The sequence below is a fragment of the Massilia orientalis genome (genome assembly GCF_030411975.2).
GTDB classification, from domain to species: Bacteria; Pseudomonadota; Gammaproteobacteria; order Burkholderiales; family Burkholderiaceae_D; genus Telluria; species Telluria orientalis.
In genome coordinates, this window is sequence record NZ_JASNRB020000008.1 from 278228 (window position 1) to 302786 (window position 24559).

General features: G+C 63.5%; 22 protein-coding genes and 2 tRNA genes. 22 read left to right on the forward strand and 2 right to left on the reverse strand.

Translation table 11 applies throughout. The annotated features are described in order from the left end of the window. The first annotated feature begins 11 nt into the window (after nt 1-11). The 15 genes from radA (at nt 12) to QPK29_RS15255 (ending at nt 16207) form a co-directional block, all read left to right on the forward strand. Nucleotides 12-1391, forward strand: coding sequence for a DNA repair protein RadA (radA, locus tag QPK29_RS15185; RefSeq protein WP_371769894.1), 1380 nt, complete (start codon nt 12-14; stop codon nt 1389-1391). A gap of 87 nt (nt 1392-1478) precedes the next feature. Beyond that, nucleotides 1479-1799 carry a PilZ domain-containing protein gene (locus QPK29_RS15190; RefSeq protein ID WP_082577727.1) on the forward strand — a complete coding sequence of 107 codons (321 nt, stop codon included), beginning with the start codon at nt 1479-1481 and terminating at the stop codon, nt 1797-1799. Nucleotides 1800-2309: 510 nt separating this feature from the next. Further along, on the forward strand, nt 2310-3353 hold the full coding sequence (gene pstS / locus QPK29_RS15195) for a phosphate ABC transporter substrate-binding protein PstS (RefSeq protein WP_056127946.1): 1044 nt from the start codon (nt 2310-2312) through the stop codon (nt 3351-3353). Nucleotides 3354-3561: 208 nt separating this feature from the next. After that, entirely contained in the window at nt 3562-4494 is a 933-nt protein-coding gene (pstC, locus tag QPK29_RS15200; protein ID WP_371770033.1) for a phosphate ABC transporter permease subunit PstC, read from the forward strand. Next, on the forward strand, nt 4494-5348 hold the full coding sequence (pstA, locus tag QPK29_RS15205; RefSeq protein WP_371769893.1) for a phosphate ABC transporter permease PstA: 855 nt from the start codon (nt 4494-4496) through the stop codon (nt 5346-5348). Before pstC ends, pstA begins: the two co-directional genes overlap by 1 nt. Before the next feature lie 11 nt (nt 5349-5359). Further along, nucleotides 5360-6166, forward strand: a complete 807-nt coding sequence (gene pstB / locus QPK29_RS15210) for a phosphate ABC transporter ATP-binding protein PstB (protein WP_371770032.1) — start codon at nt 5360-5362, stop codon at nt 6164-6166. Between the two features lie 35 nt (nt 6167-6201). Beyond that, entirely contained in the window at nt 6202-6906 is a 705-nt protein-coding gene (gene phoU / locus QPK29_RS15215) for a phosphate signaling complex protein PhoU (RefSeq protein WP_056127954.1), read from the forward strand. A 3-nt stretch (nt 6907-6909) separates the two neighbouring features. After that, on the forward strand, nt 6910-7602 hold the full coding sequence (locus QPK29_RS15220) for a response regulator (RefSeq protein WP_056127958.1): 693 nt from the start codon (nt 6910-6912) through the stop codon (nt 7600-7602). Nucleotides 7603-7615: 13 nt separating this feature from the next. After that, nucleotides 7616-8908, forward strand: coding sequence for a phosphate regulon sensor histidine kinase PhoR (phoR, locus tag QPK29_RS15225; protein ID WP_371769892.1), 1293 nt, complete (start codon nt 7616-7618; stop codon nt 8906-8908). A 170-nt stretch (nt 8909-9078) separates the two neighbouring features. Continuing rightward, nucleotides 9079-10017, forward strand: a complete 939-nt coding sequence (locus tag QPK29_RS15230) for a patatin-like phospholipase family protein (protein ID WP_371769891.1) — start codon at nt 9079-9081, stop codon at nt 10015-10017. A gap of 43 nt (nt 10018-10060) precedes the next feature. Continuing rightward, nucleotides 10061-10468, forward strand: a complete 408-nt coding sequence (locus tag QPK29_RS15235) for a heme-binding protein (protein WP_056127969.1) — start codon at nt 10061-10063, stop codon at nt 10466-10468. 284 nt (nt 10469-10752) lie between these two features. Beyond that, entirely contained in the window at nt 10753-11916 is a 1164-nt protein-coding gene (carA, locus tag QPK29_RS15240; protein ID WP_056127974.1) for a glutamine-hydrolyzing carbamoyl-phosphate synthase small subunit, read from the forward strand. A gap of 10 nt (nt 11917-11926) precedes the next feature. Then, nucleotides 11927-15157 carry a carbamoyl-phosphate synthase large subunit gene (gene carB / locus QPK29_RS15245; RefSeq protein ID WP_056127977.1) on the forward strand — a complete coding sequence of 1077 codons (3231 nt, stop codon included), beginning with the start codon at nt 11927-11929 and terminating at the stop codon, nt 15155-15157. Between the two features lie 125 nt (nt 15158-15282). Continuing rightward, nucleotides 15283-15756 (forward strand): transcription elongation factor GreA, encoded by a 474-nt coding sequence (gene greA / locus QPK29_RS15250; RefSeq protein WP_056127980.1) that lies wholly within the window; start codon nt 15283-15285, stop codon nt 15754-15756. 10 nt (nt 15757-15766) lie between these two features. Next, nucleotides 15767-16207 carry a DUF4149 domain-containing protein gene (locus QPK29_RS15255; protein WP_371769890.1) on the forward strand — a complete coding sequence of 147 codons (441 nt, stop codon included), beginning with the start codon at nt 15767-15769 and terminating at the stop codon, nt 16205-16207. 52 nt (nt 16208-16259) lie between these two features. On the opposite strand, the gene yhbY is transcribed toward QPK29_RS15255, so the two are convergent. Continuing rightward, on the reverse strand, nt 16260-16727 hold the full coding sequence (yhbY, locus tag QPK29_RS15260) for a ribosome assembly RNA-binding protein YhbY (protein WP_056331231.1): 468 nt from the start codon (nt 16725-16727) through the stop codon (nt 16260-16262). Between the two features lie 43 nt (nt 16728-16770). Between yhbY and QPK29_RS15265 the strand changes: the two genes are divergently transcribed. The 7 genes from QPK29_RS15265 to QPK29_RS15295 all read left to right on the forward strand — a co-directional run bounded on the left by QPK29_RS15265 (nt 16771) and on the right by QPK29_RS15295 (nt 23088). Continuing rightward, on the forward strand, nt 16771-17418 hold the full coding sequence (locus tag QPK29_RS15265; protein WP_056127987.1) for an RlmE family RNA methyltransferase: 648 nt from the start codon (nt 16771-16773) through the stop codon (nt 17416-17418). 223 nt (nt 17419-17641) lie between these two features. Further along, nucleotides 17642-19519, forward strand: a complete 1878-nt coding sequence (gene ftsH / locus QPK29_RS15270; RefSeq protein WP_371769889.1) for an ATP-dependent zinc metalloprotease FtsH — start codon at nt 17642-17644, stop codon at nt 19517-19519. Between the two features lie 73 nt (nt 19520-19592). After that, nucleotides 19593-20435 carry a dihydropteroate synthase gene (folP, locus tag QPK29_RS15275; protein WP_371770031.1) on the forward strand — a complete coding sequence of 281 codons (843 nt, stop codon included), beginning with the start codon at nt 19593-19595 and terminating at the stop codon, nt 20433-20435. 18 nt (nt 20436-20453) lie between these two features. After that, nucleotides 20454-21794: a phosphoglucosamine mutase gene (glmM, locus tag QPK29_RS15280; RefSeq protein WP_371769888.1), complete on the forward strand. Its 1341-nt coding sequence runs from the start codon at nt 20454-20456 to the stop codon at nt 21792-21794. 63 nt (nt 21795-21857) lie between these two features. Then, a tRNA-Pro gene (locus QPK29_RS15285) sits at nt 21858-21934 on the forward strand. Nucleotides 21935-21986: 52 nt separating this feature from the next. Further along, a tRNA-Arg gene (locus QPK29_RS15290) sits at nt 21987-22063 on the forward strand. Nucleotides 22064-22152: 89 nt separating this feature from the next. Next, the gene (locus QPK29_RS15295) at nt 22153-23088 is read left to right on the forward strand and encodes an MBL fold metallo-hydrolase (protein ID WP_371769887.1); all 936 of its coding nucleotides are present in this window, start codon (nt 22153-22155) and stop codon (nt 23086-23088) included. 9 nt (nt 23089-23097) lie between these two features. Here the strand turns inward: QPK29_RS15295 and QPK29_RS15300 are convergent, their stop codons facing one another. Next, nucleotides 23098-24399, reverse strand: a complete 1302-nt coding sequence (locus QPK29_RS15300; protein ID WP_371769886.1) for a family 1 glycosylhydrolase — start codon at nt 24397-24399, stop codon at nt 23098-23100. Between the last annotated feature and the right edge of the window lie 160 nt (nt 24400-24559).

The following is a 24559-nucleotide window of genomic DNA, read 5'->3' on the forward strand; positions in this document are numbered from 1 at the left end:
TAAAAGGAATCATGGCTAAACCCCGTACCAGTTTCGTCTGCAGCGATTGCGGCAGCGTCGCCAGCCGCTGGACCGGCCAATGCGCCGATTGCAAGGCCTGGAACACGATGACCGAGCAGGTCGAGACCGCCGGCCTGAACCGCATGTCGCAGACGCCGCATATGCATAAAAGCCTGGCGCAGACGGCCCCCGTGCTGTCGTTGGCCGACATCGAGGCGATCGATGTGCCCCGCTTCGGCACCGGCATCGACGAATTCGACCGCGTGCTGGGCGGCGGCCTCGTCGCGGGCGGCGTCGTGCTGATCGGCGGCGATCCCGGCATCGGCAAGTCGACCTTGCTGCTGCAGGCGCTGGCGAACCTGGCTGCGGCGCGCAGCACGCTGTACGTGTCCGGCGAGGAGTCCGGCGCCCAGATCGCCCTGCGCGCGCGCCGCCTGCAGGTCGAGGCGAAAGACCTGAAGCTGCAGGCCGAGATCCAGCTGGAAAAAATCCTCGGCACCATTGCCGACCTCAAGCCGGACGTCGCCGTCATCGACTCCATCCAGACCTTGTACTCGGATGCGCTGACGTCGGCCCCCGGTTCCGTCTCGCAGGTGCGCGAATGCGCGGCGCAGCTCACGCGCGTGGCCAAGCAGACGGGCGTGACGATCATCCTCGTCGGCCACGTGACGAAGGAGGGCGCGCTCGCGGGGCCGCGCGTGCTGGAGCACATCGTCGACACCGTGCTGTATTTCGAAGGTGATACGCAGTCCAGCTTCCGTCTCGTGCGCGCCATCAAGAACCGTTTCGGCGCCGTCAACGAGCTGGGCGTGTTCGCGATGACGGAAAAGGGACTGAAAGGCGTGTCGAACCCGTCCGCACTATTCCTGTCGCAACACGACAACCAGGTGCCCGGTTCCTGCGTGATGGTGACGCAGGAGGGTACCCGGCCGCTGCTGGTCGAAGTGCAGGCGCTCGTCGACGCGAGTCATTTGCCGAATGCGCGCCGGCTGTCCGTCGGCCTCGAGCAGAACCGCCTCGCGATGCTGCTCGCGGTGCTGCACCGCCATGCCGGCATCGCCGCGTTCGACCAGGACGTATTCATCAATGCGGTGGGCGGCGTCAAGATCACGGAGCCGGCGGCCGACCTGGCCGTCCTGCTGGCGATCAATTCGTCGATGCGCAACAAGCCGCTGCCGCGCGGCCTCGTCGTGTTCGGCGAGGTGGGCCTGGCCGGCGAGATCCGCCCTGCCCCGCGTGGGCAGGAGCGTTTGCGCGAGGCGGCGAAGCTGGGCTTTTCCGTCGCCGTGATCCCGAAAGCCAATGTGCCGAAGCAAAAGATCGAGGGAATGAATATCGTGGCCGTCGAGCGGATCGATGAAGCATTCAGCAAGCTGCGCGAGCTCGACTGATCGCCGTAACTTAAATAGCGGTAACACGCAAGGTTATCGTTTGCACCTATAATGCCACCTCGTTTTTAAAAGGCTCACAGGTTAATCGTGGCAATAGATCAGAGGCAATCCGCACGCAAGATCCTGAAGGTGCGGGCCGTCCTGGCGATGGAAGGCCAGGCCCCCGTCCAGGGACGTACATCCGACATCGGCGCCAATGGCGTCAGCATTACCGTGCCGCATCCGCTGCAGGCGGGGCAGACGGGCCAGGTCGGCTTCGACCTGCTCGTCGACGGCACGCCGTTCCCCCTGCATGGGCGCGTCAAGGTGATGTATTGTATTTTCAGCAATGGTGAATTCAAGGCCGGGTTGCAGTTCATGAACCTGGACCTGGCGGCGATGAGCCAGGTGTCACGCTTCCTGCGCTGATTCATTGGCCGGTTGACAAGAAAAGCGGCGGGTGCCTTGGGCCCCGCCGCTTTTTCTTTGATGAGACCTCTGCGGCCCCCAATGCTATTCGTGATAGCGGTCGTGCAACTTTTGTGAACACCCGATGCCTTCGGAAATCACCCCATACAGCACGAGGACGACCATCCCGGTCAGCATCCCTGTAATGAATAACATACCGTTCGAACGCCGTTGAGCGCTCCCCCCCCTCATTTGTCATTCGAGATTGTAGGACTACTCCTCCATACTGCATAAACACTTTCAAATTAGCATAAGAAAAAGTATTTACAAGGCACTTTTCTCGACGGTGGGAGAGGGTGGAGCCGCACATTGTGACAAGGCACGCAGGGCTGTGTGACATGTTTTTTTCGGGCCGTCACATGATGCATCCCGCATGTCATATGGCAAGGTTGGTCATGTCATAAAGCCGTCATATTTGCTCACTACACTGCGCAGCATCAACCGTGTCACACCTAACCAAAGGACCTTGATATGCGCATGAAGCAACTGCTGGCAACCATCATCATCGGCACCACCGCCGCGTTCGCGAGCACCGCGACCCTGGCCGCCGACATCACCGGTGCTGGTTCCACCTTCGCCTACCCGATCTACGCGAAATGGGCGGAGATGTACAAGAAGACCAGCGGCAATGGCCTGAACTACCAATCGATCGGCTCGGGCGCCGGCATCAAGCAGATCAAGGCCAAGACCGTCGACTTCGGCGCATCGGACATGCCGCTGCCGGTCGAAGAGCTGAACGAAGCGGGCCTGATGCAGTTCCCGACCATCATGGGTGGCGTCGTCGCCATCGTCAACCTGGACGGCGTGGCGCCGGGCCAGCTGAAACTGACCGGTCCGGTCGTCGCGGACATCTACCTGGGCAAGATCACCAAGTGGAACGACCAGGCCATCGCCGCCCTGAACCCGGGCGTGAAGCTGCCGGCCGAAGACATCACGGTCGTGCACCGTGCCGACGGTTCGGGCACCTCGTTCCTGTTCACGAATTTCCTGTCGCAGACCAATCCGGACTTCAAGGCGAAGATCGGTGCAGGCACCGCCGTGAAATGGGCTGTCGGCGTGGGCGGCAAGGGCAATGACGGCGTCGCCGCCAACGTCCAGCGCATCAAGGGCTCGATCGGCTACGTCGAGTGGGCATATGCCAAGAAGAACAAGCTGGCCCACACCCAGCTGAAGAACCGCGACGGCAACTTCCTGCAGCCGGACGACGACAACTTCAAGGCCGCCGCCGCCAACGCGGACTGGATCAAGGCACCGGGCTTCGGCGTCGTCCTGACCGACCAGCCGGGCAAGAACGCATGGCCGATCACCGGCGTGACGTACGCCATCGTTCACAAGTCGCAGGCCGATGGCGCCAAGGGCAAGGAAGTCCTGAAGTTCTTCGACTACGCCTTCAAGAGCGGCACCGCCGCCGCCAACGAGCTGGACTACGTGCCGATGCCGGAGTCCGTCACCAAGCTGGTGGAAGCCGCCTGGAAGAACAACCTGAAAGACGGTTCGGGCAAGGCGATCTGGTAATCGGGCAAACCCAAGGTGAGCAATCCCTGAATGTGGGTAGCGTCGCTCCCACCTCCCGGCGCGAGGTCGGGCAGGTGGGAGTGACGCGTTTTTGCTTCTAGGTAATAAATTGGACAAACACATGAACGCACACCCCGCGCTCGCCGCCGACGAGGCCGGCCAGGCCGCGTTGCAGGAAGAAGCCCGCAACGTCGCACTGCGCAATACCATGCGCGTGCAGCGCATCCAGGACTTCATCTTCCACAAGGTGACCCTGTTGTTCGCCGCGAGCGTCCTGATCGTCCTCGTGGGCATCATCATTTCCCTGGCGATCGGCGCGGCGCCTGCGTTCCGCGAATTCGGCGCATCCTTTCTCATCACCAACGAGTGGGATCCCGTCAACGACAAATTCGGCGCGCTGATCGCCATCACGGGCACGCTGGTCACGTCGATCATCGCGCTGCTCGTCGCTTTCCCCATCAGCTTCGGCATCGCGCTGTTCCTCACCGAGATCTGCCCGGCCTGGCTGCGCCGCCCGATGGGCATGGCCGTCGAACTGCTGGCCGGCGTGCCGTCGATCATCTACGGCATGTGGGGCCTGTTCGTGTTCGCGCCGCTGTTCGGCGACACCATCCAGCCGTTCCTGAAAAAGACGCTGGGCGTGCTGCCGTTCATCGGCCCGTTCTTCCAGGGCCCGACGATGGGCCTGGGCCTCCTGACCGCCGGGATCATCCTTGCCGTGATGATCATCCCGTTCATCGCCTCCGTCATGCGCGACGTGTTCGAGATCGTCCCGGCCGTGCTGAAGGAATCCGCTTACGGCCTCGGCTGCACCAAATGGGAAGTCGTGCGCAAGATCGTGCTGCCGTACACCCGCGCCGGCGTCGTCGGCGGCGTGATGCTGGGCCTGGGCCGCGCGCTGGGCGAGACGATGGCCGTCACGTTCGTCATCGGCAATGCCAACGACATCAAGCTGTCGCTGTTCGCGCCGGGTAATTCGATTTCCTCGACGCTGGCCAACGAATTCGCCGAAGCCAGCTCGCAATTGCACGTGTCCTCGCTGTTCGCGCTGGGCCTGATCCTGTTCGCCATCACGTTCATCGTGCTGTCGGCCGCCAAATTGATGCTCGTCGGGATGTCCCGCAAGGAAGGGGTGAAGTAATGGATGCCGTTGTCAATTCAGTGTATCGGCGCCGCCTGCTGGGCCACCGCATCGGCATCGCGCTGTCCGTGCTGGCGATGGCCGTCGGCCTCGGCTTCCTGCTGTGGATCCTGGAGACCCTGCTGGTCAATGGCTTCGGCGCACTGTCGCACACGCTGTTCACGATGGACACGCCGGCGCCGGGCAGCCCGGGCGGTGTGCGCAACGCGATCGTCGGCAGCCTCATGATGGTCGGCCTGTCCACGGCGATCTCGACGCCGGTCGGCATCCTGGCCGGCATCTATCTCGCCGAGTACGGCCAGAACAACAAGTTCGCCGCCGTCACGCGCTTCGTCACGGACATCATGCTGTCGGCGCCGTCGATCGTGGTCGGCCTGTTCGTGTACGCCCTGTGCGTGGCGCGCTTCGGGCATTTCTCCGGCTATGCGGGCACGATCGCGCTGTCGCTGATCGCGATCCCGGTCGTCGTCCGCACGACCGACAACATGCTGCACCTGGTGCCGAACAGCCTGCTGGAAGCGGCGTTCGCGCTGGGCGCGCCGCGCTGGAAAGTGGCGATGATGGTGCGCCTGCGCGCCGTGAAGGCGGGCGTCGTGACCGGCGTGCTGCTGGCCGTGGCCCGTATCGCCGGCGAGACGGCGCCGCTGCTGTTCACCGCGCTGAACAACCAGTTCTTCAGCCTCGACATGAAGCAGCCGATGGCCAACCTGCCGGTGGCGATCTACCTGTTCGCGATGAGCTCGTACGAAGACTGGCGCAGCCTCGCCTGGGGCGCCGCACTGCTGGTGACGTTCAGCGTGCTGCTCCTGAATATCCTGTCGCGGACCCTGTTCCGCCAAAAGAACCCGCAATGATGACCTCCATGATGACCCAGACCCTGTCCACCCCGACGCCGCCGGCGACCAACGCCAAGCCGAAGACCAAGACGATCGAGATCTCCGGCCTGGACTTTTATTACGGTAAGACGAAGAGCCTGAAGAATGTCAGCCTGGACGTCCACGACAAGCAGGTCACGGCATTCATCGGCCCGTCGGGCTGCGGCAAGTCGACCTTGCTGCGCACGCTGAACCGCATGTACGACCTGTACCCGGGCCAGCGCGCGGAAGGCGCCATCCGGTACCGCGGCCGGAATATCCTGGAGCCCGGCGTCGACGTGAACATGCTGCGCGCGAAGATCGGCATGGTGTTCCAGAAGCCGACGCCGTTCCCGATGTCCATCTACGACAACATCGCGTTCGGCGTGCGGCTGTACGAAAACCTGTCGAAAGGCGAGATGGACGAGCGCGTGGAATGGGCGCTGAAGAAGGCCGCGCTGTGGACCGAAGTGAAGGACAAGCTGAACAAGAGCGGCCTGTCGCTGTCCGGCGGCCAGCAGCAGCGCCTGTGCATCGCGCGCGGCGTCGCGGTGAAGCCGGACGTGCTGCTGCTGGACGAGCCGACCTCCGCGCTGGACCCGATCTCGACGTCGAAGATCGAGGAACTGATCAGCGAACTGAAGGGCGACTACACGATCGCCATCGTCACGCACAACATGCAGCAGGCCGCGCGCTGCTCGGACTACACGGCGTACATGTACCTGGGCGAACTGGTGGAATTCGGCGAGACCGACCAGCTGTTCCTGAACCCTGTACGAAAAGAAACCCAAGACTACATCACCGGTCGCTTTGGCTGATACGGTAAGATAACCAAATTGAACAGGATGGACACATGGTAGGCGAGCACTCTTCCAAGCAGTACGACCAGGAACTGGAAGCGATCCGGTCGAAAGTGCTGCTCATGGGCGGCATGGTGGAAACGCAGTTCGACGAGGCGGTGAATGCGTTCCGCGTCGGCAACACCGAGCAGGCCGACAAGGTCGTGGCGGACGACCACGCCGTCAACCAGCTCGAAGTGCAGCTGGACGACGCCTGCAGCCACCTGATCGTGCGCCGCCAGCCGGCCGCCAACGACCTGCGTACGATCATGGCGACGATCAAGGTGATCACGGACCTCGAGCGCATCGGCGACGAGGCCGCCAAGATCGCCCGCACGGCCAAGAGCCTGCACGAGCGCGGCATGGTCAGCTTCAACCACTACGAGACGGTGCGCACGATCTCGCGCGCCACGGCCGACATGCTGCACGACGCGCTCGACGCGTTCGCGCGCCTGGACGGCAAGGCGGCCGTGCAGATCATCGCCCAGGACGACGTCATCGACCACGAGTTCCGCACCATCATGCGCAGTACGATCACGTTCATGATGGAAGACCCGCGCACGATCTCGTCGGCGCTGGACGTATTGTGGGTCGCGAAGGCGATCGAGCGCATCGGCGACCACGCGAAGAACATCGCCGAGTACGTGATCTACGTGGTCGAGGGCAGGGATATTCGTCATAGCAAACCGCAAGCCGTCGCGGCCGGCGGAGAAGGGTGATCGATGGCGGCCAACACGAGCGTCCTGATTGTCGAAGATGAGCCGGCGATCGTCGAACTGGTGAGCTATTCGCTGCGCGAGACGGGCTGGGATATCCGCACGGCCGCGAACGTGGCGTCGGCCTGGGATTCGATCGTGCACGGCAGGCCCGACCTGCTGCTGCTGGACTGGATGCTCCCCGACCAGAGCGGCCTGCGCCTGCTGTCGCGCCTGCGCGGCGACCGCGATTTCCAGGACATCCCCGTCATCATGCTGACGGCGAAGAGCATGGAAGAGGACAAGATCGCGGGGCTCAATACCGGCGCCGACGACTACGTGACGAAGCCGTTCTCGCCGCGCGAACTGGTGGCCCGCTCGAAAGCGCTGCTGCGCCGCAAGAGCCCGCACCTGGCAGAGGCGCCGCTGTCGGCCGGTCCGGTCATGCTCGATCCGGCCAGCTGCACGGTCACCCTGGACGGCCGCCAGCTCGATATGGGGAACGCCGAATACCGCCTGCTGAAATTCCTGATGGCGCACCGCGAGCGCGTGTTTTCGCGCAGCCAGCTGCTCGACAAGGTGTGGGGCGACGCCGCGGCCGTCGAGGAACGCACGGTGGACGTCCACGTCCTCCGCCTGCGCAAGGCGTTGAAGGAAGCGGAAAAGCTGATCAAGACCGTGCGCAGCGTGGGCTACATGCTGAGCGAGAAAGAAAAATAGAAAGGTCGTCCGCTTGAATCCTCGCGTCATGTTCTGGGTCCCGGCGCTGCTGCGCCTGGCCCTGATGCTCGCGGTCGCCGGCATCGCGTGGTGGCTGCTGGGTCCTGTCTCCGGGCTGGCGCTCGCGCTGCTCATCACGCTCGGCCTGCTGATTTCCCAACTGGCCTATTTGCACAAGCTGGGCGAGTGGCTCGACGACCCGCAGAGCACGAAGCTGCCGGACGGGTGGGGCGCGTGGACGGACGTCTTCGCCCGGTTGTACCGCCTCCGCCGCGACGACGAACGCAACCGCGACGAGCTGACGGAATGGCTCGCGCGCTTCCGCCAGGCCATGCATCTGCTGCCGGAAGGCGTGGCGATCATGGACGACGTCCTGTTCCTCGAATGGTGCAACCCGGCGGCCGAGCACCACCTGGGCCTCACGCTGGAACAGGACAAGGGCCGGCGCGTGACCAATTTGATCCGCCACCCGGAATTCATCGACTACCTGATTCTTGGCCGCTACGAACAGCCGCTCACCCTGTCGATCCGCGGCCGCAAGCTGATCGTGCAGATCATCCCGTTCGAGAACCGCCGGCAAATCCTCGTGACCCACGACGCCACCGAGACGGAACGCATCGAAGCGATGCGCCGCGACTTCATCGCCAACGCATCGCACGAGCTGCGCACGCCGCTGACGGTGATCGTCGGCTTCCTCGAGATCGCGCTCGCCGACCCGGGCCTGGACGAGAAGACCCGCACCGCGCACCTGATGCTGATGACGGAACAGGCGCAGCGCATGCAGCGGCTGATCGAGGACATGCTCACCTTGTCGCGCCTCGAATCGGACGAGTATCCCCTGAAGCGCGAGCGCGTGGATGTGCGCGCCCTCGTCGGGCAGGTGGCGAACGACGCGCGCGCGCTGTCGAACGGCCGCCACGAGATCGACTTCGCCGTCGACGGTCCGGACGTGATGGGCAGCAGCGAAGAGCTGCGCAGCGCGTTCGGCAACCTGGCCAGCAACGCCGTGCGCTATACGCCGGCAGGCGGCCGGATCGAACTGCGCTGGCTGCGCGGCCCGAACGACCTGCGTTTCGAAGTGATCGACAACGGCATCGGCATCGACGAGCAGCACATCTCGCGCCTGACGGAGCGTTTCTACCGCGTCGACAAGAGCCGCTCGCGCGAGACGCAGGGCACGGGCCTCGGTCTCGCCATCGTCAAGCACGTGCTGCTGCGCCACGGCGGCAAGCTCGCGATCCGGTCCACGCCGGGCAAGGGCAGCGTGTTTACGGCCACGCTGCCGAATACGTCGCTGCCTGGGTAACAACAACTTGGGCCCCTGCCTGCGCAGGGGCGACGGTCTTGCGGCCTGAGGCCCTGAAACGTCGTACCCGCGCAGGCGGGTACCCAAGTTCGCCTGCACTGCCGGATCCCGCGAGATTGGCCAGTATCGGGTTACAATCCCATCTTTGCCCGTTTATCAGCTCGCTCCGGATGACCTTCTCCCGACGTTCCCTTCTTGCCACGCTCGGCGCCGCGGCACTGCTCGCGGGCTGCGGCTCCACGCCCACCCAGCCGGCCGCGCCGGTGGCCGCCACGCCGGCTCCCGTCCCGCTGCGTCACGTGAAAATCGCGCTCGCCCTCGGCGGCGGCGCCGCGCGCGGCTTCGCCCACATCGGCGTGATCAAGGCCCTGGAAGCCCAGGGCATCGTGCCCGACATCGTCGTCGGCACGAGTGCCGGTTCCGTCGTCGGCGCGCTGTACGCGTCCGGCTACAACGGATTCCAGTTGCAGAAGATCGCCCTCGACATGGACGAGACGACGATCTCCGACTGGGCCATCCCGTTCTTCAGCAAGGCCCCCGGCGTGCTGAAAGGGGAGGCGCTGCAGACCTATGTGAACAAGGCCGTGCACAACCAGCCGATCGAAAAGCTCAAGATTCCGTTCGGCGCCGTCGCCACGGACCTGAAGACGGGCAAGCCGATCCTGTTCCGCCGCGGTAACACCGGCATGGCCGTGCGCGCGTCGTCGTCCGTGCCCGGCGTGTTCCAGCCGGTCGTCATCGGCGGCCGCAGCTACGTCGACGGCGGCCTCGTCGCCCCCGTGCCCGTTCGCTTCGCGAAGGAAATGGGCGCCGAATTCATCATCGCGGTTAATATCTCCAGTGCGACCGAAGCGCAGGCCACCGCGAGTTCCGTGGACGTGCTGATGCAGACCTTTACCATCATGGGCCAGCGCCTGAACCAGTACGAGCTGAAGGATGCCGACGTCGTCATCACGCCCGCGCTGGGCACGATGGGCAGCGCCGACTTCACCGGCCGCAACCTGGCCGTGCTGGCCGGCGAGCAGGCCGCGGCCGGCGTCATGGCCGACCTCAAGGCCAGGCTGAAGGCCAAACAGGGCACACCGGCCCCGCTGTCGGCCGCGCGCTGACCGCAGACCTTTTTTGTAACGCCACACGAAAGAAAGACTCAAGATGCAAACCAAGCCCGTCCTTACCCTCGAAGACATCAAGAAGATCGCCGCCGGCGCCGAAGCCGAAGCGGTCGCGAACGGCTGGAAAGTCGTCATCGCCATCTGCGACGACGGCGGCCACCCGCTGTGGCTGCAGCGCCTGGACGGCGCCGCCCCGGTGTCGGCCCACATCGCCCCGGCCAAGGCCAGGACGGCCGCGCTGGGCCGTCGTGAGTCGAAGATCTACGAGGACATGATCAACAACGGCCGCGTGTCGTTCGCCCGTGCGCCGGAACTGGACGGCATGCTGGAAGGCGGCGTGCCCATCGTCGTCAACGGCGAAGTCGTCGGCGCCGTGGGCGTGTCGGGCGTGAAATCGGCGGAAGACGCGCAGATCGCCAAGGCCGGTATCGCCGCGCTGGGCTTGTAATTTACGTTTACGTCAAGTCGGCGGGCGTGGTGCGACAGATCGTCGCGCCCGCCCGCCGATTTTTTTCTGCAGGGTATTTAGAGGAAAAACGTGGGGCAGGCGATTGCCGGCCGATATAAATCGCGCTATAATTCAGAGGTTTAGCCATCACTTATCTGCCGTAGCGACTACCCCACACATACCTCTATCTAGCGACCTGTAACACTGGGCGAGATGCATGCCCACACCCTGTTCAGGCCGGTCTGACGTGGCGCAGCCTACGGCGACTTTATCGGGAGTTGCCCTTGCCGCCATTTTTTTCTGGCCCAGCCGTTCCAGCCATCCTCGCTCTGGCAGACGGAACCATTTTCAAAGGATATTCGATCGGCGCCGCCGGTCACACCATCGGTGAAGTGGTATTCAATACCGCCATCACCGGGTACCAGGAAATCCTGACCGACCCCAGCTATTCGCGTCAGATCGTCACGCTGACGTACCCCCATATCGGCAACTACGGCATCAACGCCGAAGACGTCGAAGCCTCGAAAGTCCACGCCGCCGGCCTGATCATCCGTGACCTGCCGCTGCTGGCCTCGAATTTCCGCTCCACCCAATCGCTGTCGGACTACCTGAAGCAGGAAAACGTCGTCGCCATCGCCGGCATCGACACCCGCAAGCTGACCCGCATCCTGCGCGAGAAGGGCGCCCAGAACGGCGCGATCCTGACCGGCACGCAGGGCAATGAGCCGTCGGAAGCGCAGGCGCTGGAACTGGCGCGCTCGTTCCCCGGCCTGAACGGCATGGACCTGGCGAAGGTCGTCTCCGTCAAGGAACCGTACACGTTCGACCAGACCGAATGGAAGCTGGGCGAGGGCTACGGCAAGCAGGAGAACCCGCAGTTCCACGTCGTCGCCTTCGACTACGGCGTCAAGCGCAACATCCTGCGCATGCTGGCCGAGCGCGGCTGCAAGATCACCGTGCTGCCGGCGCAAGCCACCGCGGAAGAAGCGCTGGCGCTGAATCCGGACGGCATCTTCCTGGCCAATGGTCCGGGCGATCCGGCCGCGTGCGACTACGCGATCGCCGCGACGAAGAAAGTGATCGACTCGGGCATCCCGACGTTCGGCATCTGCCTCGGCCACCAGATCATGGCGCTGGCCTCGGGCGCGAAGACCGTCAAGATGAAGTTCGGCCACCACGGCGCCAACCACCCGGTGCAGGACCTGGATTCGAAGCAGGTCATGATCACGTCGCAGAACCACGGCTTCGCAGTCGATGCCGCGACGCTGCCGGCCAACTGCCGCGTGACCCACGTGTCGCTGTTCGACGGCTCGCTGCAGGGCTTCGAGCGTACCGACAAGCCGGCGTTCTGCTTCCAGGGCCACCCGGAAGCGTCGCCAGGCCCGACGGACGTCGCCTACCTGTTCGACCGTTTCATCAGCAAGATGCAAGCCCACGCCAGCAAGTGAGAAGAAATAAATGCCAAAACGTACTGACATCAAAAGCATCCTGATCATCGGCGCGGGCCCGATCGTCATCGGCCAGGCGGTCGAATTCGACTACTCCGGCGCCCAGGCCTGCAAGGCGCTGCGCGAAGAAGGCTACAAGGTCATCCTGGTCAACTCGAACCCGGCGACCATCATGACGGACCCGGAAACGGCCGACGTCACCTACATCGAGCCGATCACGTGGAAGGCCGTCGAGCGCATCATCGACAAGGAACGTCCCGACGCGATCCTGCCGACGATGGGCGGCCAGACCGCGCTGAACTGCGCGCTGGACCTGCACCGCCACGGCGTCCTCGACAAGTACAAGGTCGAACTGATCGGCGCGACGCCGGAAGCCATCGACAAGGCCGAGGACCGCTTCAAGTTCAAGGAAGCGATGACCAAGATCGGCCTGGGTTCGGCCCGTTCCGGCATCGCCCACTCGATGGACGAAGCGCGCGCCGTGCAGCGCGAACTGGGCTTCCCGACCATCATCCGTCCGTCGTTCACGATGGGCGGCTCGGGCGGCGGCATCGCTTACAACGAAGAAGAATTCGAAGCGATCTGCAAGCGCGGCCTGGAAGCGTCGCCGACCTCCGAACTGCTGATCGAAGAATCGCTGCTCGGCTGGAAAGAGTACGAGATGGAAGTCGTCCGCGACAAGAAGGACAACTGCATCATCGTCTGCTCGATCGAGAACCTGGACCCGATGGGCGTGCACACCGGCGACTCGATCACCGTCGCGCCGGCGCAGACCTTGACGGACAAGGAATACCAGATCATGCGCAACGCGTCGATCAACGTGTTGCGCGAGATCGGCGTCGACACGGGCGGCTCGAACGTGCAGTTCTCGATCAACCCGAAAGACGGCCGCATGATCGTCATCGAGATGAACCCGCGCGTGTCGCGTTCGTCCGCGCTGGCATCGAAGGCCACGGGCTTCCCGATCGCGAAAGTGGCGGCGAAGCTGGCCGTCGGCTTCACGCTGGATGAGCTGCGCAACGAGATCACCGGCGGCGCGACCCCGGCCTCGTTCGAGCCGTCGATCGACTACGTCGTGACGAAGATCCCGCGTTTCACGTTCGAGAAATTCCCGACCGCCGACAAGCACCTCACCACGCAGATGAAGTCCGTCGGCGAAGTGATGGCGATGGGCCGCACGTTCCAGGAATCGTTCCAGAAAGCGCTGCGCGGCCTGGAAGTCGGCGTCGACGGCCTGAACGAAAAGACCCGCGACCGCGAAAAGATCGAGGAAGAACTGGGCGAGCCGGGTCCGGAGCGCATCTGGTACGTGGGCGATGCGTTCGCGCAGGGCTTCACGCTGGAAGAGGTGCACAACCTCACCAAGATCGATCCGTGGTTCCTCATCCAGATCAAGGAAATCGTCGACATCGAACTGTGGCTGGATCACCAGAAGCTGGACAGCCTCGACAAGCCGACGCTGTATAAACTGAAGCAGAAGGGCTTCTCCGACCGCCGCCTCGCGTTCCTGATGCAGACGACGCCGGAAGCCGTGCGCGCCAAGCGCCACGAGTTCGGCATCCGTCCGGTCTACAAGCGCGTCGACACCTGCGCCGCCGAATTCGCGACCAACACCGCGTACATGTACTCGACGTACGACGAGGAGTGCGAATCGAACCCGACCGACAAGAAGAAGATCATGGTGCTGGGCGGTGGCCCGAACCGCATCGGCCAGGGCATCGAGTTCGACTACTGCTGCGTGCACGCGGCCCTCGCGATGCGCGAAGACGGCTACGAGACCATCATGGTCAACTGCAACCCGGAGACCGTGTCGACCGACTACGACACGTCCGACCGCCTCTACTTCGAATCGCTGACCCTGGAAGACGTGCTCGAAATCGTCGACCTGGAAAAGCCGGAAGGCGTGATCGTCCAGTACGGCGGCCAGACCCCGCTGAAGCTGGCGCTGGACCTGGAAAAGAACGGCGTCCCGATCATCGGCACGTCGCCGGACATGATCGACGCGGCCGAAGACCGCGAGCGCTTCCAGAAGCTGCTGCAGGACCTGGGCCTGCGCCAGCCGCCGAACCGCACCGCGCGCACGGAAGCCGAAGCGCTGGCGCTGGCGTCCGAGATCGGCTACCCGCTCGTCGTGCGTCCGTCGTACGTGCTGGGCGGCCGCGCGATGGAGATCGTCCACGAGCAGCGCGACCTCGAGCGCTACATGCGCGAGGCCGTGAAGGTGTCGAACGATTCGCCGGTGCTGCTGGACCGCTTCCTGAACGACGCGATCGAAGTCGACGTCGACTGCATCTCGGACGGCGAGACGACCTTCATCGGCGGCGTGATGGAACACATCGAGCAGGCCGGCGTGCACTCGGGCGACTCCGCATGCTCGCTGCCGCCGTACTCGCTGGCGCAGGCCACGATCGATGAACTGAAGCGCCAGACCTCGCTGATGGCGAAGGCGCTGAACGTCGTCGGCCTGATGAACGTGCAGTTCGCGATCCAGCAGTCGGAAGTCGACGGCCAGACCGTGGACACCGTGTATGTGCTGGAAGTGAACCCGCGCGCCTCGCGTACCGTGCCGTTCGTGTCGAAGGCGACGGGCCTGCAGCTGGCGAAGATCGCCGCGCGCTGCATGGTCGGCCAGACGCTCGCACAGCAGGGCATCACGAAAGAGATCGTGCCGCCGTTCTACAGCGTCAAGGAAGCCGTGTTCCCGTTCGTGAAGTTCCCCGGCGTCGACACGATTCTCGGCCCCGAGATGAAGTCGACCGGCGAAGTGATGGGCGTGGGCATGACGTTCGGCGAAGCGTTCGTCAAGTCGCAGTTGGCGGCCGGCATCATCCTGCCGGAGACCGGCCGCGTGTTCCTGTCCGTGAAGGGCTCGGACAAGCCGCGCACCGTGAAAGTGGCGCGCGACCTCGTCGAACTGGGCTTCTCGCTCGTCGCGACGAAGGGCACCGCGGCCGTCATCGCCGCCGCCGGCATCCCGGTCACTCCGGTCAACAAGGTGATCGAAGGCCGTCCGCACATCGTCGACATGATCAAGAACCACGAGATCGCGATGGTGGTGAACACGGTCGAAGAGAAGCGCAGCGCCATCGCCGACTCGCGTACGATCCGTACGTCGGCACTGCAGGCGCGCGTGGTCACCTACACGACCATCGCCGGCGCCGAGGCGGCCGTGCAGGGCATGCGTCACCTGGACGAACTGCGGGTGTACGATTTACAAGGCCTGCATAAAACCTTAAACTAAGCGGCGATGCGGTAACATAGCACCACCGCTTAGCAGTACCTAAGACCACAGAGTTCGCGCGGCTTGCGCCGTGCGGCTCTGTGGTTTTCACTTGGTACGTCCGCAAACACTGAGAACAGAATACGATGAACACTCCATTGACCAAATTCGGCGCCGAGAAGTTGAAGGAAGAGCTGCACCAGCTCAAGACCAAGGAACGCCGCAACGTGATCGATGCGATCGCCGAGGCGCGCTCGCACGGCGACCTGTCGGAAAACGCCGAATACGACGCCGCCAAGGAGCGCCAGGCCTTCGTCGAAGGCCGAATCGCCGAGCTGGAGCAGAAGCTGTCCACCGCGCAGATCATCGACCCGTCCACGCTGGATGCGGAAGGCCGCGTCGTGTTCGCTTCGACCGTCGACCTCGAAGACCTCGACAACGGCCAGAAGGTCACCTACCAGATCGTCGGCATCGACGAAGCCGACCTCAAGGAGAACAAGGTCTCCGTCACCTCGCCGATCGCGCGCGCGCTGATCGGCAAATACGCCGGCGACGTGGTCGAAGTGCAGGCGCCGTCCGGCCCGCGCGAATACGAAATCCTGGAAGTCCGCTACGTTTAATTCCGCCACGATGCTCGCCAACGCGCGCCTGCTGCTGGCCGCCCTGTGGGCCGGCAGTATCTGGGCCGTCAGCTACCTGGCCGCGCCGAGCGCGTTCGCCGTGCTCGACAGCACGCAGGCGGGCAACGTCGTCGGCGTCATGCTGACGCGCTCGGCCTGGCTGGCGATGGCGCTGGCCGTGCTGCTGGCGCTGCTGACGTCGCGTGCGGCGGATGTGGACGCGCGGCGCAAGCGCTGGCTGTATGCGCTGATCGTCAGCATGGTGGCATGCAGCCTCGTCGTCTACCTGGGCCTGCAGCCGATGATGGCGGCGATCCGCGCAGCGGCCGGACCGGCCGGTGTGCGGGCGTCGCCGCAGTGGGGCACGTTCGCGGCGCTGCACGGGGTCTCGCAGGTGTTGTACCTGGCCGAGAGCATCCTTGGCGCGCTTCTTGTCGTGAAGGCCCGCTGAGGCATAAAAAAAACCGGGGTAGCGGCCCCGGTTAATTTTTGGTGAACACGGCTTATTTCAGGGCCGTCTTCTTGGTGCTGGCCTGACGTGGCTTGGCCCGTTTGATGTTGCCGCCTTGCGTGACGCGCTCGTTGCCTTTCAGCAGGACCTTGGTCACGGTCGGCTTCTTGGTGCCACTCGGGCTCGGCTTGACGATGGTGACTTCGCGCAGGCCCTTGCCGGACTTGGCCGAACGTTCCTTGACGTCGTCCTTCTTCGGGCGGTACAGCACGAGCAGCTTGCCGATGTGCTGGACCGGCGCGGCGTCGAGTTCCGCGCAGATGCGTTCGTAGATCGCGATGCGCTCTTCGCGGTCGTCGCCGAACACGCGTACCTTGATGAGGCCGTGTGCGTCGAGGCTGGACGAGACTTCCTTCATGACGGCCTCGGTCAGGCCGTCAGCGCCGATCATGACGACAGGATTGAGTCCGTGGGCTTCCGCACGCAGCGCTGCACGCTCGACCGGTGTAAGTTTGATCATGATGTTATTTTGAGATACCTATTAAAAGCAGTATTTTACGCGAATGGCCAAGAACAAATTCAATAAAAACTGGATTCACGATCACATCAACGATCCCTATGTCAAATTGGCACAGAAAGAGGGCTACCGGGCCCGTGCGGCCTACAAGCTGAAGGAAATCGACGAAAGCGAAAAGCTCATCAAGGCGGGCCAGGTGATCGTCGACCTCGGCTGCACGCCGGGCAGCTGGGGCCAGTACACGCGGCGCAAGCTGGCCGGCGGCGAGGAGGGCGGCATCAAGGGCACGATGATCGGCCTCGACATCCTGCCGATGGAGCCGATCGCCGACATGCATTTCATCCAGGGCGATTTCCGCGAGCAGGAGGTGCTCGACGAGCTGGCGGGCGTCCTCGAAGGCCGCATGGCCGACGTCGTGCTGTCCGACATGGCGCCGAATCTCTCCGGTATTCCGTCGGCGGATGCAGCGCGCATGGAGGATTTGATCGATCTCGCTATTGAGTTCTCTCAAATGCACCTCAAACCTTCAGGGGCATTGTTGGTGAAATGCTTCAAGGACATGGGGTTTACCCAGATCCTGGAGAAGTTCCGCACCGAGTTCAAGGTCGTCAAACAGATCAAACCGAAGGCCAGCCGCGACAAATCCTCGGAAATTTTCCTGTTGGGGCGTGGGCTGAAAAATCCGGCCGCCTGAAATTGCGAAATTCGACGGAAACGCCCTTGATTTCCTGCGGTACAACCGCACATCAGCAAAGGACAGCCACGTCTATGTACATGATGGCTGCGCAACGGAAATAAAAACCGGCTATAGTGGAGCATAGGCACTATGGCGGTCGTGCGTGGCACGGGCTGCTTATTGCGGTAAAATCTGCCTTTGAAAAAATGGGAAAAGATGCGTTCGCATCAGAGGAGTCTTCGTGAATAATATGTTTTCCAAATCCGCCATCTGGGTGGTCGTTGCGCTGCTGTTGTTCATGCTGTTCAAGCAGTTCGACAACCACAGCGTCGCGGGCGGCAGCAAGACCATTGCTTATTCCGAGCTGCTCGATGACGTCAAGGCGAAACGCATCAAGGACGTCGTGATCGAAGGTTCGAGCATCACCGCGACCCGCACCGACGACACCAAGGTCCGCACCACCGCGACCATGCTCGATCGCGGCCTGATCGGCGACCTGCGCGACAACAACGTGCGCTTCGACGTCAAGCCGCCCGAGGAACCGTCGTTCCTCCAGCAAGTCTTCATTTCCTGGTTCCCGATGCTGCTCCTGATCGGTGTCTGGGTGTTCTTCATGCGCCAGATGCAGGGCGGCGGCAAGGGCGGGGCGTTCTCGTTCGGCAAGTCGAAGGCGCGCATGATGGACGAGACGAACAACACCGTCACGTTCGCCGACGTCGCCGGCTGCGACGAAGCGAAGGAAGAAGTGGGCGAGATCGTCGACTTCCTGAAGGATCCGACCAAGTTCCAGAAACTGGGCGGCCGCATCCCGCGCGGCGTGCTGATGGTCGGCCCCCCGGGTACCGGCAAGACGCTGCTGGCCCGCGCCATCGCCGGCGAAGCCAAGGTCCCGTTCTTCTCGATCTCCGGTTCGGACTTCGTCGAGATGTTCGTCGGCGTGGGTGCGTCGCGCGTGCGCGACATGTTCGAGAACGCGAAAAAACATTCGCCGTGCATCATTTTCATCGACGAAATCGACGCCGTCGGCCGCCATCGTGGCGCCGGCATGGGCGGCGGCAACGACGAACGCGAACAGACGCTAAACCAGCTGCTGGTCGAGATGGACGGCTTCGAGGCATCGTCGGGCGTGATCGTGATCGCCGCGACCAACCGTGCCGACGTGCTGGACAAGGCGCTGCTGCGCCCGGGCCGTTTCGACCGCCAGGTGATGGTGGGCCTGCCGGACATCCGCGGCCGCGAGCAGATCCTGAACGTGCACATGCGTAAAGTGCCGATCGGCACCGACGTGAAGGCCGACATCCTGGCGCGCGGCACCCCGGGCTTCTCCGGCGCCGACCTTGCCAACCTCGTCAACGAAGCCGCGCTGTTCGCCGCGCGCCGCAGCAAGCGTCTCGTCGAGATGAGCGACTTCGAAGACGCGAAGGACAAGATCTTCATGGGTCCGGAGCGCAAATCGATGGTCATGCGCGAGGAAGAGCGCCGCAACACCGCGTACCACGAGTCGGGCCACGCGGTGATCGCCAAGCTGCTGCCGAAGGCGGACCCGGTGCACAAGGTCACGATCATGCCGCGCGGCTTTGCCCTCGGCCTGACGTGGCAACTGCCGGAGCACGACAGCCTGTCCGGCTACAAGGACAAGATGCTGGAAGAGATCTCGATCCTGTTCGGCGGCCGTATCGCCGAGGAGATCTTCGTCGGCCAGATGTCGACCGGCGCCTCGAACGACTTCGCCCGCGCGACCAAGCTGGCCCGCTCGATGGTGACCCGCTTCGGCATGTCGGAAAGCATGGGCGTGATGGTCTACGAGGATGATCCGAACGAAGGCTTCTTCGGCGGCTCCGTGAAGACCATCTCCGAAGCGACGCAGCAAAAGGTCGATGCCGAGATCCGCAGCATCCTCGACACGCAGTACACGCTGGCACGCCGCCTGCTGGAAGAAAACCGCGACAAGGTCGAAGTGATGACGAAGGCGCTGCTCGAATGGGAAACCATCGACGCCGACCAGATCAACGACATCATGGCCGGCCGCGAGCCGCGCCCGCCGAAGTCGGTCGTCCTGACCAAGCGCACGCCTCCGAGCGACAGCGGCGTCGCCCCGAACGCGACCGCCCCGGCCTGACCAGCGCGGTCTCTCCTCGAAAAGGCACCCCGAGCGGGTGCCTTTTTATTCTTCATTCCGTTGGTTTTTCGTCATGCGTCAATATCTGCAGTGCGGCCGTTTCGGCTATAACCTCGCCCAGCGCCCGCTGGTCATGGGCATCCTCAACGTTACCCCCGATTCCTTTTCCGACGGCGGCCGCTACCAGGGCCTCGAATTCGCCGTGGAGCGGGCCGAGCTGATGATCAAGGACGGCGTCGACATCATCGACATCGGCGGCGAATCCACGCGTCCGGGTTCGCCCAGCGTCCCCGTCGACGAAGAGCTGCGCCGTATCATGCCGGCCATCTACGCGTTGCGCGAACTGGGCTATCCGCTGTCGATCGATACCTGCAAGCCCGAGGTGATGCGCGAGGCGATCATCGCGGGCGCCGACATGATCAACGACATCAACGGCTTCCGCGCGCCCGGCGCGATCGAGGCCGTGAAGGACAGCGACTGCGGGCTGTGCGTAATGCATATGCAGGGCACCCCGCAGGACATGCAGGCACAGCCGGAATACGTCGACGTCGTGGCCGACGTGATCGCCTTCCTGCGCGAGCGGATCGATGCGCTGCTGGCGGCGGGTGTGGCACGCGAACGTATCACGATTGATCCCGGATTTGGTTTTGGGAAGAGTGTCGAGCATAATTATGCTTTGCTCCGGAGCATAAACCGCATGGAAAGCGAACTGGGCCTGCCCGTATTGGCGGGCCTGTCGCGCAAATCGATGATCGGCGCCGTGACGGGCCGCAGCGTCGAGCAGCGGCTGGCCGGCAGCCTGGCCGGTGCGCTCGCTGCGGTAGCGCAGGGCGCGCGGATCGTACGGGTCCATGATGTGGCAGAGACGGTGGATGCGCTGAAAGTCTGGCAAGCGGCCACTACGAATAATCAATAGATGAAGAGAATTTAATTAATGGCACGCAAATATTTCGGTACCGATGGCGTACGCGGCCTGGTGGGCAAGTCGCCCATCACCCCTGACTTCGTGATGCGGCTGGGCTATGCCGCCGGCAAGGTGCTGGCCAAGGACAAGGCCGGCACCAGCGAACGTCCAACGGTCCTGATCGGCAAGGACACGCGTATTTCCGGCTACATGCTGGAAGCGGCGCTGGAAGCCGGTTTCTCGGCAGCCGGCGTCGACGTGATGCTGGCCGGCCCGATGCCGACCCCGGCCATCGCGTACCTGACGCGCGCACTGCGCCTGCAGGCGGGCGTCGTGATTTCGGCCTCGCACAATCCTTTCCAGGACAACGGCATCAAGTTCTTCTCCGGCCATGGCACCAAGCTGCCCGATGCCGTCGAGCTTGAAATCGAGGAGATGATCGACCAGCCGATGGGCTGCGTGTCGTCGGAAAAGCTGGGCCGGGCCACGCGCCTGCGCGACGCGCAGGGCCGTTACATCGAATTCTGCAAGAGCACGTTCCCGAACGAGCTCGACCTGCGCGGCCTGAAAATCGTCGTCGACTGCGCCCACGGCGCCGCCTACAACATTGCGCCGCACGTGTTCCATGAACTGGGCGCCGAAGTCATCGAGCTGGGCACCAAGCCGGACGGCTTCAACATCAACGACGGCGTCGGCGCGACGGCACCGAAGGCGATGGCGGCCGCGGTGGTCGAGCACGAGGCCGACCTCGGCATCGCGCTGGACGGCGACGCCGACCGCCTGATCATGTGCGACGCCAAAGGCCGCCTGTACAACGGCGACGAGCTGCTGTACGTGATGGTGCGCGCGCGCATGGCGACCGGTCCGGTGGCCGGTGCCGTCGGCACCCTGATGACCAATATGGCGCTCGAAGTGGCGTTCAAGGACATGGGCATCGGTTTTGCGCGCGCGAAGGTCGGCGACCGCTACGTGCTGGAAATGATGCAGGACCGCGGTTGGCTGTTGGGCGGCGAAGGCTCGGGCCACCTGCTGGCGCTGGACAAGCACACGACCGGCGACGGCATCGTGTCGGCACTGCAGGTGTTGACCGCGCTCAAGCGTTCCGGCCAGGGCCTGGCCGAGTGCTGCAGCGACCTGACGCTGTATCCGCAGACCCTGATCAACGTGCGCGTGCAGCCGGGTACGGACTGGACGAAGAACGCGGCCGTCCTGGCGGAAAAGGAGAACGTCGAGCGCGAACTGGGCGACAATGGCCGCGTGCTGATCCGCCCGTCCGGCACGGAACCGCTGGTGCGTGTCATGGTGGAGGCGAAGAACGCCGAACTGGCCGAGTCAATGGCCGAACGCATCGCCGCGCGCTTCGAAGTCTGACCATCCGCCGCGGCGGGACCCTTCATTGACGCCTCCCGCCCGGCGGGGTATGATCGTTCCAATCGGAGTGTAGCGCAGCCCGGTAGCGCACCTGCTTTGGGAGCAGGGGGTCCAAGGTTCGAATCCTTGTACTCCGACCACCGTTTGCAAACGGGCTGTCCTCGACGGCCCGTTTTCATTTATGAAGCCGTACTGCCCATAGCTCAGTTGGATAGAGCATCAGCCTTCTAAGCTGAGGGTCGCTGGTTCGAACCCAGCTGGGCAGGCCACCCCCCATCCTTTCGTTGACTGCAGGCTAGCGAACGCCTGCGTGCAAACCCCCATGCTAGTCTTGACTCGACAATGGCAAGGAGGCGATATGGTGCTGGTCCGGGTGGTGTGGATGATGGTGATGTTCCTGTCCGGTTGCGTGATGGCAAGCGCGCAAACGAAGGCGCCCGAATCCGCCACGCTCGCACTCAGGCTGCCACCGGCGGGCGCGCCCGCTGCAGCGAACGGCACCGTCCAGTTCATCGGCACCGCGACGGTGCTGATCCGCTACCAGGGCTTCACGATCCTGACGGATCCCAATTTCCTGCACAAGGGCGACCATGTGCACCTCGGCTACGGCATCACGTCCGAACGCCTCACGAATCCGGCCCTGAATCTCGAACAGTTGCCGCCGATTGATCTCGTCGTGCTCTCGCACTTGCACGAGGATCACTTCGACAGGCTCGTGCAGGAAAAACTCGACAAGAACATTCCCATCATCACGACCAGGTCGGCGGCGAAAAAGCTCAAGGACATGGGCTTCCAGCGCACGTTCGGGCTGGCGACGTGGGACCGGATCGACATCGAAAAAGGCGAGGCCCGGCTGCGCATCACGGCGGCCCCGGGTCGCCACGGCAAGGCGGGCATGCAGGCGCTGCTGCCCTCGGTGATGGGATCGGTCCTCGACTTCGGTCCGAACACGGCGGCCCCGGCCTATCGCATGTATGTCAGCGGCGATACGTTGATCTACGACGACCTGAAGGCGATCCCGCAACGGTTTCCCGGTGTCGACCTCGCCCTGCTGCACCTGGGCGGCACGCGCATCCTGGGTGTCTTCAAGGTCACGATGGACGGCAAGGACGGCGTGACCCTGATGCAGATCGTCCAGCCGAAAAAGGCGATTCCGATCCATTACGACGACTACGACGTGTTCAAGTCGCCGCTGTCGGACTTTGCACGGGAGGCGAAGGCGGCCGGACTCGACCAGCAGGTCGTCTACCTGGCGCACGGCGATACCTACACGTTCGGGCCCGCCGAGCATTGACCTTACGGGTCACTCGCGCTCTTCGGTACGTGGCGCGAGCGTCGCGTCTTCGTCGAATGGCCAGCCGCTCGGCGGCGGCACATGGCGCTGGAATTCGTGCGGCATCACGATCGGCACCTGCAGGCAGACGCTTTGCGTCGGCAGCACTTCCATCCACGCGCGCACGAGCTCCTTGTAGGCGATGCCGACGGGGCGGATCTTGCGGTCGAGGTCGAACAGCCCCAGCGCATTGACGTTGCCGTTGTTCTCGCGCAGGGCCGTGTCCCAGTCGACCTGGTCCGTCAGCGAATACCAGGTGAACCCGACCAGCGGCACACCGTTGTTGCGGACGCGCAGGACATTCGCCCACTCCTTGCGCAGCCAGTGCACGGCCTCGTCGCCGCGCGGCCCTTCGCACACGTTCGTTTCCGTATGCATCACGGGCAGCCGGTAGCGGTTGTAGTACTGGTGCGTGATGACGGCATAGCCGAAGATCTCGCCCGCCGCCCGCGTCAGCCCGTCCGCCGACACGTAGTGCTCGTTGGTCTGGTAATAATCGTTGCCCATGATGCAGTGGTGCTTCAGATTATTGTTCAGGAAGAAGTGATACTCCTCGCGCGTCATGCCGTTGTCCATCATGTATTCGTACATTTCGGAATCGACGCGGCGGCCGTAATTCAGGTCCAGCGACAGGAAGCGGCGGGAGTTGTACAGCTCGGCGGGGCCGATGGCGGACGGGCTTTCGGCGTGAAAGTATTCGGTCGATTCGCTTTGCACGAACAGGGCGTCCGGACGCACTTGCAGGATCGCATGCATGGCCAGGATGTTCGCCTTGACGAGGTTCTTCGTCGCCGTGACGAAGCCGCGGTCCGTCGTCATCTGCTCGTTCCACCAGCCGTACAGGGCGGAGAAGAGGGCGCAGATCGACATCTCGTTGATCGGCGTGTACAACTGCAGCCATGGGTAGCGCCGCGCGAACGTGCCGGCATACTCGGCGAACAACTCGGGAAAATCCGGGTTCTGGAAGTTGCCGATCCAGTCGGGCACGCCGAAGTGGCACAGGTCGACGATCGATGCGATGTTGCGCTGGCGCAGGTCGTTGAGTGCCAGGTCGGCGAATTCCCAGTCGTAGCGCTTGGGTTCGAGCCACGTCTTGTGCAAGGGCGGCCCGTAGCGCAGGACTTTCAACCCGAGTTCCTGTACGAGGTCGAAGTCAGTGCGCCAGTATTTGTAGTGGCCGCACTTTTCCATCTCGTCCATGCGCACGCGACCGTTGTCGATCGTCGGAATGCTGTTTTCGATACCCGTTGCGAAAATAAATCCTGGCGACATTCGAACCCCTGGCTGCTGATCGGTCCAATTCATTGTAGCCGGGATTGCAAACAGCGTTCCGAACCGTGCGCGCCCCCATTTGTGCGCGCCCCCTTTACTGTCGCGTGTAAGCTGTGCTATCAATCCAGCAACATTTCATTTCTTCACGCCCGACGCGACA